Source organism: Enterobacter cloacae complex sp. HYC080_NIDB, assembly GCF_056673325.1.
Genome location: NZ_CP114212.1, coordinates 1,108,005 through 1,122,857 on the forward strand (window position 1 = coordinate 1,108,005; position 14,853 = coordinate 1,122,857).

The 14,853-nt window shown below is 53.6% G+C and carries 17 protein-coding genes and 1 other RNA gene; 10 read left to right on the plus strand and 8 right to left on the minus strand.

The features are described from left to right. Positions 1–5 precede the first annotated feature (5 nt). The 3 genes from O1723_RS05285 to smpB form a co-directional block, all read right to left on the minus strand. On the minus strand, positions 6–1,205 hold the full coding sequence (locus tag O1723_RS05285) for an integrase domain-containing protein (RefSeq protein WP_112844576.1): 1,200 nt from the start codon (positions 1,203–1,205) through the stop codon (positions 6–8). Positions 1,206–1,389: 184 nt separating this feature from the next. Continuing rightward, positions 1,390–1,753: a transfer-messenger RNA gene (ssrA, locus tag O1723_RS05290) on the minus strand. Between the two features lie 89 nt (positions 1,754–1,842). Further along, positions 1,843–2,325 (minus strand): SsrA-binding protein SmpB, encoded by a 483-nt coding sequence (gene smpB / locus O1723_RS05295; RefSeq protein ID WP_008502505.1) that lies wholly within the window; start codon positions 2,323–2,325, stop codon positions 1,843–1,845. A 156-nt stretch (positions 2,326–2,481) separates the two neighbouring features. On the opposite strand from smpB, the gene O1723_RS05300 reads away from it, so the two are divergent. Together O1723_RS05300 and O1723_RS05305 are read left to right on the plus strand one after the other, a co-directional pair. Next, positions 2,482–2,919: a type II toxin-antitoxin system RatA family toxin gene (locus O1723_RS05300; protein ID WP_014832955.1), complete on the plus strand. Its 438-nt coding sequence runs from the start codon at positions 2,482–2,484 to the stop codon at positions 2,917–2,919. Then, complete coding sequence (locus O1723_RS05305) at positions 2,909–3,196, plus strand: RnfH family protein (protein ID WP_014884884.1); 288 nt, start codon at positions 2,909–2,911, stop codon at positions 3,194–3,196. The genes O1723_RS05300 and O1723_RS05305 overlap by 11 nt, the downstream gene beginning before the upstream one ends. Positions 3,197–3,300: 104 nt before the next feature. On the opposite strand, the gene bamE is transcribed toward O1723_RS05305, so the two are convergent. The 3 genes from bamE to nadK form a co-directional block, all read right to left on the minus strand. Further along, positions 3,301–3,639: an outer membrane protein assembly factor BamE gene (gene bamE / locus O1723_RS05310; RefSeq protein ID WP_014884883.1), complete on the minus strand. Its 339-nt coding sequence runs from the start codon at positions 3,637–3,639 to the stop codon at positions 3,301–3,303. A gap of 138 nt (positions 3,640–3,777) precedes the next feature. Continuing rightward, positions 3,778–5,439: a DNA repair protein RecN gene (gene recN, locus O1723_RS05315; protein WP_014884882.1), complete on the minus strand. Its 1,662-nt coding sequence runs from the start codon at positions 5,437–5,439 to the stop codon at positions 3,778–3,780. 85 nt (positions 5,440–5,524) lie between these two features. After that, on the minus strand, positions 5,525–6,403 hold the full coding sequence (gene nadK, locus O1723_RS05320) for an NAD(+) kinase (protein ID WP_008502500.1): 879 nt from the start codon (positions 6,401–6,403) through the stop codon (positions 5,525–5,527). 122 nt (positions 6,404–6,525) lie between these two features. Here nadK and grpE point away from each other — a divergent pair, with 122 nt between their 5' ends. Continuing rightward, entirely contained in the window at positions 6,526–7,119 is a 594-nt protein-coding gene (gene grpE, locus O1723_RS05325; RefSeq protein WP_014884881.1) for a nucleotide exchange factor GrpE, read from the plus strand. Positions 7,120–7,170: 51 nt separating this feature from the next. Here the strand turns inward: grpE and O1723_RS05330 are convergent, their stop codons facing one another. Further along, complete coding sequence (locus O1723_RS05330; RefSeq protein WP_032629440.1) at positions 7,171–8,457, minus strand: HlyC/CorC family transporter; 1,287 nt, start codon at positions 8,455–8,457, stop codon at positions 7,171–7,173. A gap of 18 nt (positions 8,458–8,475) precedes the next feature. Next, positions 8,476–9,267 carry a cytochrome C assembly family protein gene (locus tag O1723_RS05335; protein WP_014884879.1) on the minus strand — a complete coding sequence of 264 codons (792 nt, stop codon included), beginning with the start codon at positions 9,265–9,267 and terminating at the stop codon, positions 8,476–8,478. Between the two features lie 166 nt (positions 9,268–9,433). Here O1723_RS05335 and ffh point away from each other — a divergent pair, with 166 nt between their 5' ends. The 7 genes from ffh to O1723_RS05370 all read left to right on the plus strand — a co-directional run bounded on the left by ffh (position 9,434) and on the right by O1723_RS05370 (position 14,851). Beyond that, on the plus strand, positions 9,434–10,795 hold the full coding sequence (gene ffh / locus O1723_RS05340) for a signal recognition particle protein (RefSeq protein ID WP_014884878.1): 1,362 nt from the start codon (positions 9,434–9,436) through the stop codon (positions 10,793–10,795). 116 nt (positions 10,796–10,911) lie between these two features. Beyond that, positions 10,912–11,160 carry a 30S ribosomal protein S16 gene (gene rpsP / locus O1723_RS05345; RefSeq protein ID WP_003863133.1) on the plus strand — a complete coding sequence of 83 codons (249 nt, stop codon included), beginning with the start codon at positions 10,912–10,914 and terminating at the stop codon, positions 11,158–11,160. Between the two features lie 15 nt (positions 11,161–11,175). After that, positions 11,176–11,715: a ribosome maturation factor RimM gene (gene rimM, locus O1723_RS05350; RefSeq protein WP_003863136.1), complete on the plus strand. Its 540-nt coding sequence runs from the start codon at positions 11,176–11,178 to the stop codon at positions 11,713–11,715. Positions 11,716–11,746: 31 nt separating this feature from the next. Then, positions 11,747–12,514, plus strand: coding sequence for a tRNA (guanosine(37)-N1)-methyltransferase TrmD (gene trmD / locus O1723_RS05355; RefSeq protein ID WP_014884877.1), 768 nt, complete (start codon positions 11,747–11,749; stop codon positions 12,512–12,514). Between the two features lie 43 nt (positions 12,515–12,557). Further along, positions 12,558–12,905 (plus strand): 50S ribosomal protein L19, encoded by a 348-nt coding sequence (gene rplS / locus O1723_RS05360; protein WP_002914145.1) that lies wholly within the window; start codon positions 12,558–12,560, stop codon positions 12,903–12,905. Positions 12,906–13,037: 132 nt separating this feature from the next. Beyond that, entirely contained in the window at positions 13,038–13,442 is a 405-nt protein-coding gene (locus O1723_RS05365) for a DUF2946 domain-containing protein (RefSeq protein ID WP_248190653.1), read from the plus strand. A 38-nt stretch (positions 13,443–13,480) separates the two neighbouring features. Continuing rightward, entirely contained in the window at positions 13,481–14,851 is a 1,371-nt protein-coding gene (locus O1723_RS05370; protein ID WP_023337650.1) for a PepSY-associated TM helix domain-containing protein, read from the plus strand. Positions 14,852–14,853: the final 2 nt, after the last annotated feature.

Consider the following 14,853-nt stretch of genomic DNA (forward strand, 5'->3'; position numbering starts at 1 on the left):
ATCCTTTAATATCTATTAGTAATCTTGACAAAATTACCCCACCAGTCCATTAGCTCAACTCTTTGTTTCAAATAAATGGACCGATTGTACGCTTTCCTAACTTCATTCTTATCAGTGTGTGCTAGCGCAGACTCGATTACATCAGAATTAAAATTAGCTTCGTTGAGAGCTGTACTAGCTATAGAACGTAAACCATGCGCAACTAATTTTCCACCATAACCAATACGTTTTAACGCGGCATTAGCCGTCTGGCTATTCATTGGTTGTTTTGGGTCATTCCGACTCGGAAAAACATGTTCACGATGGGCGCTGATTGGCTTCATCACATCAAGGATCTCTAATGCCTGAGGAGATAAAGGGACTATGTGTTCCCGCTTAGCTTTCATCCGTTCGGCTGGAATCGTCCAGAGCTTTGCATCGAGATCGATCTCTGCCCACCGAGTACCGGAGGCTTCAGAAGGGCGCACAAGAGTCAGAAGTTGCCACTCAATAAGACAACGCGTCGGAACAGACAGATTAGACATAACCAAAGAACGCATCAGCTTTGGTAATTCTTCTGGCCGGAGCGTCGGCATGTTTTGTTTTTTGGGCTTCTCAAAGGCCATCCCAACACCTGATGCTGGATTAGCATCAATCAGGCCAGTGTTTACGGCATAAATCATTATCTCGTTAATGCGCTGCACCAGTCGACGTACTGTCTCAAGCGCCCCACGAGCTTTGATTGGCTCAAGAGCTTCAACCAGTGTCCGGGCTTTGATTTGCTGAACAGGGATTTCACCGATTGCAGGAAATACGTCTTTCTCCAGTGAGCGCCAAATGTCTTTTGCGTAGTCAGGGGTAACGCTTTTGCTTTTTAGCTTGAACCAGTTAGCGGCGACCGTTGAAAAAATACTTTCCAGAGCGATTTGCTGCTCTTCCTCTGCGGCTTCGGCTTGAATTTGTGGGTCGATTTTGTTGGCTAGTAAAGCAAGGTAATCCGCTCTTAGACTTCGAGCATCAGCAAGTGAAAGGGAGGGGAAGGCTCCGAGCCCCATCATGGTCCGCTGCTTTGTTGCCGGACGTTGATAGCGGAAACGCCAGAGCTTTTTCCCGCTGGTTTTCACTATCAGGAAAAGCCCATCGCCATCATGCAGCGTCAGATCCTTCTCTAACGCTTTAGCGCGCAGAACTTCGGTGTTGGTCAGGGGGCGTGTTGTCCGTGCCACTGTGGCCGCTCCTTCATGAATTGGTATACGCTTTTAGGTATACATCCTACCGTATACCTAAACGTATACCAATAATCACCGGATTTGGCCGGATGTTCTCGGACAATAACAGACACAAAAAAGCCCGCAGGGCTTGTGCCGTGCGGGCTTTCTGTACTTCACCGGACGAATCCGGATCATAATGTGGTGGAGCTGGCGGGAGTTGAACCCGCGTCCGAAATTTCTACATCCTCGGTACTACATGCTTAGTTTGTCTTTACATTCGCACGCCAGCTGCGGACAGACACGCCACTAACGAACTAGCCTGATTAGTTTTAACGCTTCAACCCCAGGCAGGGCTTCCACGCGATCTCTTTTGGGTTTGACCTCTCTTTTATCCCCGTCTTAAGAGCGGAAGCTAGGGAGAGAGGGCTCAGAGCAGGTTATTAAGCTGCTAAAGCGTAGTTTTCGTCGTTTGCGACTATTTTTTTGCGGCTTTTAACGAGGCAAACCGCCCCTCGGCATGCACCTTGGGTTTCGCAAATCCCGTCGAATCCAGAATCAGCCCCAATAGTGTTGAACTGAGTATACCAGATTTCACTTCCTGGATACCAGCCCGGAACGCTAACTTATTGAATAGTACAATAAGTGTGCAGAATCAACGTCCTGCGTTTTTCATGATGCGCGCTTTATCAAGCTGCCACTCGCGCTCTTTCAGGTCAGTACGTTTGTCGTGCTGCTTTTTACCCTTCGCGACGCCAACCTTCACCTTGCACCAGGCGTTTTTCCAGTACAGTGACAGGGCGACCACGGTGAAACCTTCGCGGTTGATGCGTCCGTAGAGAGATTCCAGCTCACGCTTGTTTAGCAGCAGCTTACGGGTGCGCGTTGGGTCACACACGTAATGTGACGAGGCGACGGTCAGCGGCGTAAAGTTCGCACCGAACAGGAAAGCTTCGCCATCTTTCAGGATCACGTAGCTGTCGCCGATATTAGCTTTCCCGGCGCGCAGCGATTTTACTTCCCAGCCCTGCAACGCAAGGCCAGCTTCGAATTCTTCTTCAATGAAATACTCGTGGCGCGCACGCTTGTTGAGCGCAATGGTCGCCGAGCCTGGTTTATGTGCTTTTTTCTTCGTCATAAGTGTCGTAAAGCCGTCGGTAATCTGATTTCAAAAAGTCACCTCATTGCGTCCTGTGAGGTCTAACGCGCTATCTTAGCACGAGATGAGGCTTAGCGTTTTTTTAACAGGTGATAAATGTTATTATTTATCCGTTGTGTGACCATGGAAAATGCTATGCCTCAGATTAGCCGTACTGCGCTTGTGCCTTACAGCGCGGAACAGATGTATCAGTTAGTGAACGATGTTCAGTCTTATCCAGAATTTATTCCGGGGTGTACCGGAAGCCGCGTTCTGGAGTCTGGCCCGACGCAGATGACCGCGGCGGTGGATGTCTCCAAAGCGGGGATCAGCAAGACGTTCACCACCCGCAATACGCTGACCAGCAATCAGAGTATTTTGATGCATCTGGTCGATGGTCCGTTTAAAACGCTGATGGGGGGCTGGAAGTTTACCCCACTGAGCGCGGACGCCTGCCGTATTGAGTTCCATCTGGACTTTGAGTTTACCAATAAGCTGATTGAGCTGGCGTTTGGCCGCATCTTTAAAGAGCTGGCCTCGAATATGGTTCAGGCGTTCACGACCCGCGCCAAAGAGGTTTACAGTGTCGCATAAGATCGCTGTGGAAGTGGTGTACGCGCTGCCAGAGAAACAGTATTTGCAGCGCGTGACGCTGGATGAGGGCGCGACCGTAGAAGCGGCTATCCGCGCGTCCGGCATCCTCGAGCTTCGCAGTGATATCGACCTGGCGAAAAATAAGGTCGGTATTTACAGCCGTCCGGTGAAGCTGGGTGATGTGCTGAAAGAGGGCGATCGGGTGGAGATTTATCGTCCGCTGATTGCCGACCCGAAAGAGTTGCGTCGCCAGCGTGCCGAGAAGGCGAGTAAGTAGTGCTTACAACCCCTCACCCTAACCCTCTCCCCAGAGGGGCGAGGGGATAAACAGAAAACAAAAAAGGTGCTCATTGAGCACCTTTTTGCATTTCTGACGCCTGATTATTTGGTCAGGGCAGGTTTGTTGTCGATGTTTGTCAACACACCGGCGCTGCTGAAAGTCAGCGTCAGGGTCTGCTGGGTCACATCTTCGTGGCCTGGCTGCTGACGGAATACATAGAACCAGGTGTTAGTGCCGAACGGATCGGACATCATCGGGGTTCCCAGTGCATAAGCGACCTGCTGTTGTGTCATCCCCACACGGATTTTGGACACATCGTTAGGGGTAAGGTAGTTCCCCTGGTTGATGTCAGGACGGTAAACCACTTTCTCCAGAGTGGAACAGCCTGCGGTCAACATCAGAAGAACCGCTGCGGCAGCGGTCAGCATTTTACAACGCATAGTGATTTGATTCCTTTTCGGGCCCGAGCAGAACGCGGCTCATATGTAATATGCCGATGATAATAGACCTTGCCCCACTTTGAAACCGGTCTGGCGGCGTTTTTGTTGTTCTCTATGACCCTGAGATCCCGAAAAAGTTTATGCCGCCAGCAGTTCTTTCGCATTCGCGAGCGTATTACGCGTGACTTCACTGCCGCCGAGCAGGCGTGCCAGCTCCTGCAGACGCGCACGTTTATCGAGCGGCATCATGTGCGTTTCCGTCATTTCGCCATCGGTTTCTTTGCTGACAATAAAGTGATGATGACCACAGCCCGCAACCTGCGGCAGGTGAGTGACGCACATCACCTGCGTTGATTCGCCTAACTGACGCAGCAGTTTGCCGACAACCGCCGCCGTTGGACCGCTGATCCCGACATCCACCTCATCGAAAATCAGCGCCGGGGTTTCCATTTTACGCGCGGTAATAACCTGAATCGCCAGCGCAATACGCGACAGCTCGCCGCCGGAGGCGACTTTGGAGATTGCCTGTAGCGGTTGGCCCGGGTTGGTGGTGACACGGAACTCAATGCGATCCGCACCTTCCGCCGTCAGGTGATGCTCTTCAAAGCGAACATCAATGGTGAATACACCGTGCGGCATTGCCAGCGTATGCATGCTGTCGGTGATGTGCTGGCTGAGTTCCTGAGCGTAATGCTGACGGATTTCATGCAGCTTTTGCGCTGTGGCCAGCGCCTGTTCATGATGCAGGTTCACCGCCAGAGAAAGGGTTTCCTGCGAGTCAGCCTGATCGTCAAGCTGCTGCTGCTCTTCCAGCAGAGCCTGATAGTAGCCCGGGAGCTCTTCCGGCGTAACATGGTGCTTACGCGCCAGGGCAATCTGACGTGAGATGCGCTGTTCCAGTTCAAACAGACGGTTCGGGTCGAGATCCAGACGCTCACAGTAGTGGCGCAGTTCGTCACTGGCTTCTGAGATTTGAATCGCGGCCTCTTCCAGCATATCCAGTACGCCAGAAAGTTTGCTGTCCATGCCTGCCAGCTCGGTGATCAGCTGACGAACGCTATAGAGCTGGCTCTGCAGGTTCGCGTCTTCGCCATCAGCGAGCATATTGAGCGCATTCTGGCTGGTTGAGAGCAGGTGGCCACTGTTGGCGAGGCGCTTGTACTCCTCGTCGATTTGCTCAAACTCACCCGCCTGCGGATTGAATTCGTTCAGCTCCTTAAGCTGGTACGCCAGCAGCTCCGCACGCGCGGCGCGCTCCTGGCTTTGCTGCTGATGCTGAGCCAGCTCCCGGCAGCTCTGATGCCACAGACGGTAGTGTTCTGCCATGAGCTGAGTAAGCGCGTACTCACCCGCATAGCCATCAAGCAATGCTTTCTGCTGTTCTGGTTTGACTAACTGCTGATGCGCGTGCTGACCGTGGATCTGAATAAGCAGCTGGCCGAGTTCGCGAAGCTGAGAGAGGGGGACCGCCGTGCCGTTGATAAAACCACGGGAACGGCCGTCACTGCTGATCACGCGGCGAAGTAAACACTCACGCCCATCTTCAAGCTGGTTCTGTTCGAGCCAGCGCTGGGCGGCAGGCGTGTCTTTCAGGGAGAAGCGGGCGCACAGGTCGGCGCGGTTTGCGCCCCTGCGCACCATGTCTCCCTCGGCGCGGCCGCCAAGGCACAAGCCGAGGGCATCAATGGCAATGGATTTACCCGCACCGGTTTCCCCGGTGATCGCCGTCATGCCGCTGTGGAAATCGATCTCAAGCTCACGAACTATGGCAAAGTTGCTGATGGTCAGTTGTGCCAGCATAATTGTTTTCCTGTATGAAAAACCATGACTGTGTTTTCATACAGTATAAACTGGTTTTTTATACAGTAAAGTCCTGGATGTAAAATCAGAACAATTTTTTTGACCAGCCGAGCTTCGAGCTTAATGTGTTGAAATAGCTGTAATCTTTCGGGTGAATCAGGTTCAGGTGGTAATCGCATCGGCGAATGAGGACATCTTCACCTTCCTGGATCGGCAGCGCAATCTGGCTGTCGCAACTGATCTCCAGGTCGTTACGGCGGTGCGAGAAGCGCAGACGTATCGTGCTGTCACCGTTGATGACCAACGGGCGGGCGGAGAGCGTGTGCGGGAACATCGGCACCAGGGTAATGGCATCCAGCGAGGGCGTCAGAATGGGGCCACCCGCAGAAAGTGAGTAGGCGGTTGAGCCGGTTGGAGTGGAGATAATCAGCCCGTCAGAGCGCTGCGAGAAGGCAAAGATTTCGTCGATATAGACTTCGAACTCAATCATATGCGCCACTTTACCGGGGTGAAGTACGACCTCGTTAATCGCGGTGCTGATGCGCTTCTGGCAGTCCTGCTGGCACACCTGCGCTTCCAGTAAGAAGCGCTTTTCGCTGATATAGTGACCTTCCAGCACGTCAGCCAGTTGCTGTTGCGCGTTGTCCGGGTCGAGATCGGTTAAAAAGCCGAGATTGCCTCGGTTGATGCCGATAACCTTGATATCATAGCGCGCCAGCGTGCGTGCGGCACCGAGCATGTTTCCGTCACCGCCCACCACCACGGCGAGATCGGCCTGTTGACCAATCTCTGCCAGGGTGCCGGTTTTGACGCTCTTGAGCTGCAGCTCCTGCGCAATCTGCTGCTCGACCATCACTTCATAGCCTTTGCTACACAACCAGCGATACAACATTTCATGTGTCGTCAATGCGGTAGGGTGACGCGGATGCCCGACGATCCCAATACACCTGAAATGATTATTCATTTTCTGGAGGTCCTTGTGCCTGATGAATGATGACAATCTCTCTTGTTCCCTTGAATCCAGGAAACTGATCCCCATAATAAGCGAAGTTAGCGAGATGAATGCAGAAAAACGCGGAGAAATTCATGAGTAGTAAAGAACAGAAAACGCCTGAGGGGCAAGCCCCTGAAGAAATTATCACGGAACAGCACGATGAAGTTGAGGCAGTAGAGCCAGACGCATCTGCTGAGCAGGTGGACCCGCGCGATGAAAAAATTGCGAATCTGGAAGCCCAACTGGTAGAAGCACAGAATCGCGAACGCGAAAGTGTTCTGCGCATTAAGGCGGAAATGGAAAACCTGCGTCGTCGTACCGAGCAGGACGTTGAGAAGGCGCATAAATTCGCGCTGGAGAAATTCGTCAACGAACTGCTGCCGGTGATTGATAGCCTCGATCGCGCCCTGGAAGTGGCTGATAAAGCGAACCCGGACAATGCGGCGATGATCGAAGGTATCGAACTGACGCTGAAATCCATGCTCGACGTGGTGCGTAAGTTTGGCGTGGAAGTGATTGCCGATACCAACGTTCCGCTGGATCCAAACGTCCACCAGGCGATTGCGATGGTCGAATCTGAAGAGATTGAAGCCGGTAAAGTGCTGGGCGTGATGCAGAAAGGGTATACCCTGAACGGCCGTACCATTCGCGCTGCGATGGTGACCGTGGCGAAAGCGAAAGCGTAATTTGCTACCTGTAGTGCCGGGTGGCGGCGTTCGCCTTACCCGGCCTACATTTTATTCGGCAATACTTTCCCGAAGCGGCGTGACGGGCAGAACCTTCACCTGCTTAATCATATTGTCCTGCACGTCCAGGATATCAATATCGTACTGCTCAATGCGCACCCGCGTGCCTGCCGCCGGGATCTCCTCCAGCGCTTCCAGAATCATCCCGTTAATCGTACGCGCTTCATCTTCCGGCAAATGCCAGTTAAAGGCTTTATTGAGTTCGCGAATGTTCGCGCTCCCGTCAATCAGCACTGAACCGTCGTTTTGCGGGGTGACCTCTTCCGCGAGAGAAGGCGACATTGACGTAGTAAAGTCGCCGACTATCTCTTCCAGAATATCTTCGACCGTCACCAGTCCCTGAATGTCGCCGTATTCATTGACGACCAGGCCGACTTTTTTCTTGTTGCGCTGGAATTTAACCAGCTGCGTGCTGAGCGGTGTTCCTTCCGGCACATAGTAAATTTCGTCGGCGGCGCGCAGCATAACCTCTTTGGTGAACTCTTTTTTCTCGGTCATCAGGCGGTACGCTTCACGCACGCGCAGCATGCTGATGGCGTCATCCAGCGAGTCGCGATAGAGCACGATGCGCCCGTGCGGGGAGTGCGTCAGCTGGCGGACGATGGCTTTCCAGTCGTCATTGATATCAATGCCGACGATTTCGTTCCGCGGCACCATGATGTCGTTCACGCTCACTTTTTCCAGATCCAGCACCGACAGGAGCATGTCCTGATTGCGCCGGGAAATCTGCGTGCGGGATTCGTGCACGATGGTGCGCAGTTCCTCTTTGCTGAGCGCGCTGCTGATGGTGACATCGGCTTTGATGCCCACCATCCGCATCAGTACGCGCGTCACCATATTCAGCAACCAGACCAGCGGCATCATCAGGATTTGCAGCGGCGCCAGCAGGAAGCTGCTCGGGTAGGCGACTTTCTCCGGGTAAAGCGCGGCGATGGTCTTAGGCAGCACTTCAGCAAACACCAGTACCACAAACGTCAGCACGCCGGTGGCGATAGCGACCCCGGCGTTGCCGTACAGGCGCATACCGACGATGGTGCCCAGAGCAGAGGCAAGAATATTGACGAGGTTGTTACCGATGAGCACCAGGCTTATCAGTTGATCCGGCTTGCGGAGCAGTTTTTCAACGCGACGTGCGGCACGGTTACCCTGTTTGGCACGATGACGTAACCGGTAGCGGTTTAGGGTCATCATGCCGGTTTCCGAGCCGGAGAAATAGGCGGAGATGACCACCATGACGATCAGGATAACGATCAGCGTGGTGGTAGAGATGTGTTCCAGGGGGAACTCCTTTGTTTCTTAGCCAGCAAATTGCTGTATGAAGCGGCTGCCAAAATAGGCAAGGGTGAGAATGCCCGCCCCCGCGACGTTGAACCAGACCACGCGGCGACCGCGCCAGCCTTCATGATAATGGCCCCATAACAGGACAATATAGACAAACCACGCGATGATGGAGAGCACCGCTTTATCGATATTCTCCACGCTGAACAGGTTCTTCATGTAGAACAGGCCTGTGCAGAGCGTGAGCGTCAGCAGCACCACCCCGACCTGGGTGATGTGGAACATCTTACGCTCAATGACCATCAACGGCGGCATTTCATGGTTAAACGCCAGCTTTTTGTTTTTCAACTGGTAGTCAATCCAGGCGAGCTGCATGGCGTAAAGCGCCGCGATGATCAACGTCGCGTAGGCAAACAGCGACAGGCCGATATGCACCAGCATCCCCGGCGTCGCTTCCAGATGCGTAATGAATTCATTGGGCATGAAGGTGGCTAAGGCCAGATTGATCAGCGCGAAGGTATAGACAATCGGTAGCAGCAGCCAGCCGCGATTTTTAGACGCCACGATGGTCATTACCGTACAGATCATCAAACTGACCAGCGAGCCGACGTTGAGGACGCTCAGGTTTTGCACGCTGCCGTCGCCGGGGATGATACGTGATTCCAGCGCAAACGCGTGGCTTATCAGTGCGATCACCGCGGAAAGAATAGCCATGCGCCGCCAGCCGCTGTTTTTTTGCAGCAGTCCGGGAACGATCAGCGCGAGGCTGACAGAGTAGGCAACAAGGGCGATCAGTGCGAAAACAGGCATATAGGCATCGACAGTTGTCTTAATAAGAAAGAGAAGCAGTATAACGTTACGTGACGCCTGCTCCAACCGTTGCATAACAACAAAGACGCCTTCATGTTATACTCCGGCAAAATTCTGTGTATGTGTCGCTCAATGCGGCCCAACGTTTCTACTCAGGCGAGAGACAATGTTTGATAATTTAACCGATCGTTTGTCGCGCACGCTGCGCAACATCAGCGGCCGCGGACGCCTTACTGAAGAGAACATCAAGGAAACGCTGCGCGAAGTGCGCATGGCGCTGCTGGAAGCAGACGTCGCGTTGCCGGTTGTTCGTGATTTTATCAACCGCGTTAAAGAGAAGGCGGTTGGTCATGAAGTTAACAAGAGCCTGACCCCGGGTCAGGAGTTCGTCAAAATCGTTCGTAACGAACTGGTTTCGGCGATGGGCGAAGAGAACCAGGTGCTTAACCTGGCGGCTCAGCCACCGGCCGTGGTGCTGATGGCGGGCCTGCAGGGGGCGGGTAAAACGACCAGCGTCGGTAAGCTGGGTAAATTCCTGCGTGAGAAGCACAAGAAGAAAGTGCTGGTGGTCTCTGCGGACGTCTATCGCCCGGCGGCGATCAAACAGCTGGAAACCCTGGCCGAGCAGGTTGGTGTGGATTTCTTCCCGTCAGACGTGGCCCAGAAGCCTGTCGACATCGTTAACGCCGCGTTGAAAGAGGCGAAGCTGAAATTCTACGACGTGCTGCTGGTGGATACCGCCGGTCGTCTGCACGTTGACGAAGCGATGATGGATGAGATCAAGCAGGTGCATGCCTCTATCAACCCGGTAGAGACCCTGTTTGTTGTCGACGCCATGACCGGTCAGGATGCGGCGAATACCGCGAAAGCGTTTAACGAAGCGCTGCCGTTAACCGGCGTGGTGCTGACCAAAGTGGACGGCGACGCCCGCGGCGGTGCGGCGCTCTCGATTCGCCACATCACCGGTAAGCCGATTAAATTCCTTGGCGTGGGCGAGAAAACCGAAGCGCTGGAGCCGTTCCACCCGGATCGTATTGCCTCCCGTATCCTCGGCATGGGCGACGTGCTGTCGCTGATTGAAGATATCGAGAGCAAGGTTGACCGTGCGCAGGCGGAAAAACTCGCCAGCAAGCTGAAAAAAGGCGACGGTTTCGATCTGACCGACTTCCTTGAGCAGTTGCGACAGATGAAAAACATGGGCGGCATGGCCAGCCTGATGGGCAAACTGCCGGGCATGGGGCAGATCCCAGACAACGTGAAAGCGCAGATGGATGACAAAGTGCTGGTGCGTATGGAGGCGATCATCAACTCGATGACGTTGAAAGAACGCGCTAATCCGGACATCATCAAAGGTTCCCGCAAACGCCGTATCGCAGCCGGTTGCGGCATGCAGGTGCAGGACGTTAACCGCCTTCTGAAACAGTTCGACGACATGCAGCGCATGATGAAGAAAATGAAGAAAGGCGGCATGGCGAAGATGATGCGCGGGATGAAAGGCATGATGCCACCCGGCTTTCCTGGGCGATAATCGCTTTTGAGATTGCTTTTTGCCCGAAAATGAGTAAAATTTTCGGGCTTTTAATATGACACCCGGGCTCCGTTCCTCGATGGGGCCCGGTTGTTTTATTCACACAAGAGGATGTTATGGTAACTATTCGTTTAGCTCGTCACGGCGCTAAAAAGCGTCCGTTCTACCAGGTTGTTGTCACTGACAGCCGTAATGCACGCAACGGTCGCTTCATCGAGCGCGTTGGTTTCTTCAACCCACTGGCCGCTGGCGCAGAAGAAGAAACTCGTCTGGATCTGGATCGTATCGCTCACTGGGTTGGCCAGGGCGCTACTGTTTCCGATCGCGTTGCTACGCTGATCAAAGCAGCAAACAAAGCAGCTTAATCTGTCACGGTGGTCATGATGAGCAATAAAGCACCTGTTGAACCGATCGTATTGGGAAAAATGGGTTCTTGCTACGGTATCCGTGGTTGGCTCAGAGTGTTTTCCTCCACTGAAGACGCTGATAGCATTTTTGATTACCAGCCCTGGTTTATCCAGAAAGCCGGTAAGTGGGAAGAGGTCGAGCTGGAAAGCTGGCGTCACCACAATCAGGACATCATCATCAAGCTGAAAGGCATTGACGATCGTGATGCCGCGAATGCGCTGACTAATTGTGAAATTGTCGTGGATTCGTCGCAGTTGCCGCAGCTGGAAGAGGGCGACTACTACTGGAAAGACCTTATGGGTTGCCAGGTTGTCACTACCGAAGGCTATAGCCTGGGAAAAGTCATCGATATGATGGAAACCGGGTCAAATGACGTTCTCGTCATTAAGGCAAACCTGAAAGATGCATTTGGCATCAAGGAGCGGTTGGTCCCGTTCCTCGATGGACAGGTTATCAAGAAAGTCGATCTCACTACTCAAACCATTGAAGTAGATTGGGATCCTGGTTTTTAAATTCTCCGGATAAACGGTAAAAGACGGTGCTATGTGGATTGGCATAATTAGCCTGTTTCCTGAAATGTTCCGCGCGATTACCGATTACGGGGTAACTGGCCGGGCAGTAAAGAATGGCCTGCTGAGCATCCAGAGCTGGAGTCCTCGTGACTTCACGCATGACCGGCACCGTACCGTGGACGATCGTCCTTACGGCGGCGGACCGGGGATGTTGATGATGGTACAACCCTTGCGGGATGCCATTCACACAGCAAAAGCCGCGGCAGGTGAAGGCGCAAAGGTGATTTATCTGTCACCTCAGGGACGCAAGCTTGATCAAGCGGGCGTGAGCGAACTGGCGACGAATCAAAAGCTGATTCTGGTCTGTGGTCGCTACGAAGGGATAGATGAGCGCGTAATTCAAACCGAGATTGACGAAGAATGGTCTATCGGCGATTACGTTCTCAGCGGTGGTGAGTTACCAGCGATGACGCTGATTGACTCCGTTGCCCGGTTCATTCCGGGTGTACTGGGCCATGAAGCTTCGGCAACGGAAGATTCCTTTGCCGATGGGTTGCTGGACTGCCCACACTATACTCGTCCTGAAGTGTTAGAAGGGATGGAAGTCCCGGCGGTGTTACTGTCTGGAAACCATGCCGAGATACGTCGCTGGCGTTTGAAGCAGTCGCTGGGCCGAACCTGGCTTAGAAGACCTGAACTTCTGGAAAACCTGGCTCTGACTGAAGAGCAAGCAAAGTTGCTGGCCGAGTTCAAAACTGAACACGCGAACCAGCAGCATGAACATGATGGGAAGGCGTAATACGCTCCCGAATATCAGTTTACCCAGGATAAGAGATTAAATTATGAGCAACATTATTAAGCAACTTGAACAAGAGCAGATGAAGCAGGACGTACCTTCCTTCCGTCCAGGTGACACCGTGGAAGTGAAAGTATGGGTTGTTGAAGGTTCCAAAAAACGTCTGCAGGCATTCGAGGGCGTGGTTATCGCTATTCGTAACCGCGGTCTGCACTCTGCATTCACTGTTCGTAAAATTTCCAACGGCGAAGGCGTTGAGCGTGTCTTCCAGACTCACTCTCCGGTAGTTGACAGCATTGCTGTTAAACGTCGTGGTGCTGTACGTAAAGCTAAACTGTACTACCTGCGTGAGCGTACTGGTAAGTCTGCTCGTATTAAAGAGCGTCTGAACTAAGATTCGCTTAAGCGACATCCTGTTAGAAAGGGCTGGCCGAAAGGCCGGCCCTTTTTTTATCGCATCGCACCTCTCGCATTAACCCTTTTGTCATAAATCATTTACAATGCTTGCCTCTTGAATGGAGGGAAAGTGGGCAACGTACTGCATCAGCACAACTGGAAACGCGCAGCGGCCTTGACCGCGCTGTTTGCGATCCTGCTGATCGTGGTAGCGCCGCTTATCTCCGTCTCCTTGCAGAAAGATCCCATGAGTGCCATGCCGGGCATGCATCATGACATGAGCATGATGTCGATGGACGCGCATCATGGCGATACGCCTCATACGATGCCTGTCGACCATGCGGAAGCGTGCGGTTACTGCGTGCTGTTAGCGCATGTACCTGGCATGATGCTGGCGCTGATCGTCCTGCTCTGCGTGGTGCTGCAACGGCTTCGCCTTAAGCCGCCGCGTCAGGCGGTCAGACATTGGCACTTTTTCCCCTGGCTTTACCCCGATACCCGCGCGCCGCCGCGGCAGTCTGCTTTCTCCCTTTAAAAAAATATCGATAACTTTTTGCCTTAAAAAGGAAAAGTATGACTACCTGCACACCGCGCGCGGCATGGGGAAACCTGCTGCGTCGCCTCCATTTCTACATCGGGCTGTTTGTTGGCCCGTTTATCTTCTTCGCTGCGTTAACCGGTACGCTGTATGTGGCGACGCCACAGCTGGAAAATGTCCTCTATCGGCACGCGCTCCACACCGATTCCGCGGGCGAGCCGCAGCCGCTGGCGAACCAAATTGCCGTGGCGGAAAAAATCGTGGGTTCAGATTTGCGTTTGCACGCCGTTCGTCCGGGGCTGGTTGAAGGCGAAACCACCCGCGTGATGTTTGCTGACCCGACGCTGGGGCCATCGGAAAACCGGGCTATCTTTGTCGATCCGGTAAATCTGACGGTGCTGGGGGATATGACGGTGTACGGCACTAGCGGGATTTTACCGCTGCGCCAGACCATTGATTATTTGCATACCTCTTTGATGCTGGGTGATATCGGGCGTCTCTATAGCGAACTGGCCGCCTCGTGGATGTGGGTTGCCGCATTGGGCGGTATTGCCCTGTGGTTTTATACCCGACCGAAACGGCGGATTAACAACCGCTTCCAGAACCGTCGTCGTGTGCATGTGGTATTAGGCTGGATCCTGCTGGGCGGAATGCTGTTGTTCTCCGCAACCGGCCTGACGTGGTCGCAGTGGGCGGGCGGAAACGTCGATAAACTCCGGGCACAAATGAACTGGCTTACGCCTCAGGTGAACACCACGCTTTCAGGTGCGCCTGCCATGATGGACGAACACGCGGAGCATCGCGGTCACCATGCCGGCATGATGATGCCTGAAATGGCGATGGATCTGACGCAATTTGATGGCGTATTAAACGCGGCGCGTAAAGCGGGGATTGATGCCAGCAAGCTTGAGATCCGCCCGGCGAAAACGGCGGACCGTGCCTGGACCGTGACGGAAATCGATCGCAGCTGGCCAACTCAGGTGGATGCGGTTGCGGTTGATCCCGGTACGATGCAGGTTCTGGACAGAACCCGATTTGAGGATTTCCCGCTAATGGCAAAACTGACCCGCTGGGGCGTAGATTTCCATATGGGGATTTTATTCGGGCTGGTGAATCAGCTGCTGCTCGTTGCCTTCGGGCTTGCCCTGTGCGTGCTTATCATCTGGGGGTACCGGATGTGGTGGATGCGTCGCCCGGCACAATCGGCAGTCAATCCGGTACAAACGCTTTGTCAGTGCTGGCTGGCGCTGTCAGGATGGGGAAGAGGTGTTACGCTCATCATCAGCGTGCTACTGGGGCTGGCTTTGCCTGTGATGGGGGGGAGTCTGGCGCTGTTTATTCTGATCGACTGGCTACGCTGGCGAGCGGCAACAGGCGTGTCGCTCGCCGAATCATCCGCTAAATAACC